The sequence below is a fragment of the Periweissella fabalis genome, from assembly GCF_012396505.1.
In the GTDB taxonomy this organism is placed as follows: Bacteria; Bacillota; Bacilli; order Lactobacillales; family Lactobacillaceae; genus Periweissella; species Periweissella fabalis.
Genome location: NZ_JAAXPN010000022.1, coordinates 1 through 1898, shown reverse-complemented (window position 1 = coordinate 1898; position 1898 = coordinate 1). Strand labels below are relative to the sequence as shown.

Below are 1898 nucleotides of genomic sequence, written 5' to 3'. Positions count from 1 at the left end.
AAGGAGGATGAGAGATTCGAACTCTCGCGCCGGTTTCCCGACCTGATGGTTTTCAAGACCATTCCCTTCAGCCAGACTTGGGTAATCCTCCATAATATTCAATTATACAATTAACATTTACATCAATTGTAAATGTCCCGTACGGGATTCGAACCCATGTTACCGCCGTGAAAGGGCGGTGTCTTAACCACTTGACCAACGGGACAAAATTATTTAAGCTCTATTCATAATACAACTACGGAGAAGGAGGGATTCGAACCCTCGCGCCGGTTTCCCGACCTACACCCTTAGCAGGGGCGCCTCTTCAGCCTCTTGAGTACTTCCCCAAACCAAGTAACACAATTATTTAACTACGTTACTTTATATGGGCCTAAATGGACTCGAACCATCGACCTCACGCTTATCAGGCGTGCGCTCTAACCAGCTGAGCTATAGGCCCATAAAGCGAATGACGGGAATCGAACCCGCGTATCGAGCTTGGAAGGCTAGCGTTCTACCATTGAACTACATTCGCATTATTATTATTTAATTCATAGTGTTACCACTATTATGGCGCAGGACGGAATCGAACCGCCGACACATGGAGCTTCAATCCATTGCTCTACCAACTGAGCTACTGAGCCATTTAACGGTCACAACGGGACTCGAACCCGTGATCTCCCGCGTGACAGGCGGGCGTAATAACCAACTATACCATGCGACCATTCAATTGCGGGAGCTGGATTTGAACCAACGACCTTCGGGTTATGGGCCCGACGAGCTACCGAACTGCTCCATCCCGCGATAATATTAAATTAATCATCTAAAGATGATTTAAGGAGGATGAGAGATTCGAACTCTCGCGCCGGTTTCCCGACCTGATGGTTTTCAAGACCATTCCCTTCAGCCAGACTTGGGTAATCCTCCATAATATTCAAATACAGTTTAATCCATCTTTGATGGACCTTGTAGGACTCGAACCTACGACCAGACGGTTATGAGCCGTCGGCTCTAACCAACTGAGCTAAAGGTCCGTATATTTGAGTCTTATCGCGGCAGGGGGGATCGAACCCTCGACCTCCCGGGTATGAACCGGACGCTCTAGCCAGCTGAGCTACACCGCGAGTTAAGTAGATAACTACTAAACCATCGGGAAGACAGGATTCGAACCTGCGACCCCCTGGTCCCAAACCAGGTGCTCTACCAAGCTGAGCTACTTCCCGAAAATATTAACTTGAATAACTATGTTATTCGATGCACCTAGCAGGAGTCGAACCTGCAACCTTCTGATTCGTAGTCAGACACTCTATCCAATTGCGCTATAGGTGCATTAATGCCGAGGACCGGGATCGAACCGGTACGGTGATCACTCACCGCAGGATTTTAAGTCCTGTGCGTCTGCCAATTCCGCCACCCCGGCATAATTCTTGTGAATTGACACAAAGCGAAAGACGGGATTCGAACCCGCGACCCCCACCATGGCAAGGTGATGTTCTACCACTGAACTACTTTCGCATGATGCCGACTAAAGGATTCGAACCTTCGACCCTCGCTTTACAAGAGCGATGCTCTGCCAGCTGAGCTAAGTCGGCAACTAAGATATTTATTACTAAATTCTCTTCTCAAACCATTCGATTTGATATGAGTCGGGCGGGGCTCGAACCCGCGACCCACGGATTAAAAGTCCGTTGCTCTACCAACTGAGCTACCGACTCAATGGAAGATACAGGGCTCGAACCTGTGACCCTCTGCTTGTAAGGCAGATGCTCTCCCAACTGAGCTAATCTTCCAATGTTATAAGCATGGCGACGTCCTATCCTCGCAGGGAGCGATCCCCCAACTACTTTCGGCGCTACAGAGCTTAACTTCTGTGTTCGGCATGGGAACAGGTGTATCATCTGCGCCATCATCACCACACT

The 1898-nt window shown here is 48.9% G+C and carries 18 tRNA genes and 1 rRNA gene; all 19 read right to left on the bottom strand.

What is annotated here, in order from left to right:
- Nucleotide 1 precedes the first annotated feature (1 nt).
- Nucleotides 2-91, bottom strand: a tRNA-Ser gene (locus tag HF964_RS09885).
- A 42-nt stretch (nucleotides 92-133) separates the two neighbouring features.
- A tRNA-Glu gene (locus HF964_RS09880) sits at nucleotides 134-205 on the bottom strand.
- Between the two features lie 33 nt (nucleotides 206-238).
- Nucleotides 239-326, bottom strand: a tRNA-Ser gene (locus HF964_RS09875).
- 39 nt (nucleotides 327-365) lie between these two features.
- Nucleotides 366-439 (bottom strand) — tRNA-Ile (locus tag HF964_RS09870).
- Between the two features lie 4 nt (nucleotides 440-443).
- A tRNA-Gly gene (locus HF964_RS09865) sits at nucleotides 444-514 on the bottom strand.
- Nucleotides 515-550: 36 nt separating this feature from the next.
- Nucleotides 551-623: transfer RNA gene (locus HF964_RS09860), tRNA-Phe, on the bottom strand.
- Between the two features lie 6 nt (nucleotides 624-629).
- A tRNA-Asp gene (locus HF964_RS09855) sits at nucleotides 630-703 on the bottom strand.
- 6 nt (nucleotides 704-709) lie between these two features.
- A tRNA-Met gene (locus tag HF964_RS09850) sits at nucleotides 710-783 on the bottom strand.
- A gap of 33 nt (nucleotides 784-816) precedes the next feature.
- Nucleotides 817-906, bottom strand: a tRNA-Ser gene (locus HF964_RS09845).
- 33 nt (nucleotides 907-939) lie between these two features.
- Nucleotides 940-1013: transfer RNA gene (locus HF964_RS09840), tRNA-Ile, on the bottom strand.
- 16 nt (nucleotides 1014-1029) lie between these two features.
- Nucleotides 1030-1103: transfer RNA gene (locus HF964_RS09835), tRNA-Met, on the bottom strand.
- Between the two features lie 25 nt (nucleotides 1104-1128).
- Nucleotides 1129-1202 (bottom strand) — tRNA-Pro (locus HF964_RS09830).
- A 32-nt stretch (nucleotides 1203-1234) separates the two neighbouring features.
- Nucleotides 1235-1308 (bottom strand) — tRNA-Arg (locus HF964_RS09825).
- Between the two features lie 5 nt (nucleotides 1309-1313).
- Nucleotides 1314-1399 (bottom strand) — tRNA-Leu (locus tag HF964_RS09820).
- 23 nt (nucleotides 1400-1422) lie between these two features.
- Nucleotides 1423-1494, bottom strand: a tRNA-Gly gene (locus HF964_RS09815).
- Between the two features lie 4 nt (nucleotides 1495-1498).
- Nucleotides 1499-1571 (bottom strand) — tRNA-Thr (locus HF964_RS09810).
- Nucleotides 1572-1621: 50 nt separating this feature from the next.
- Nucleotides 1622-1694 (bottom strand) — tRNA-Lys (locus HF964_RS09805).
- Nucleotides 1695-1696: 2 nt separating this feature from the next.
- Nucleotides 1697-1769: transfer RNA gene (locus HF964_RS09800), tRNA-Val, on the bottom strand.
- Between the two features lie 10 nt (nucleotides 1770-1779).
- Nucleotides 1780-1896, bottom strand: a 5S ribosomal RNA gene (gene rrf, locus HF964_RS09795).
- Nucleotides 1897-1898 lie beyond the last annotated feature (2 nt).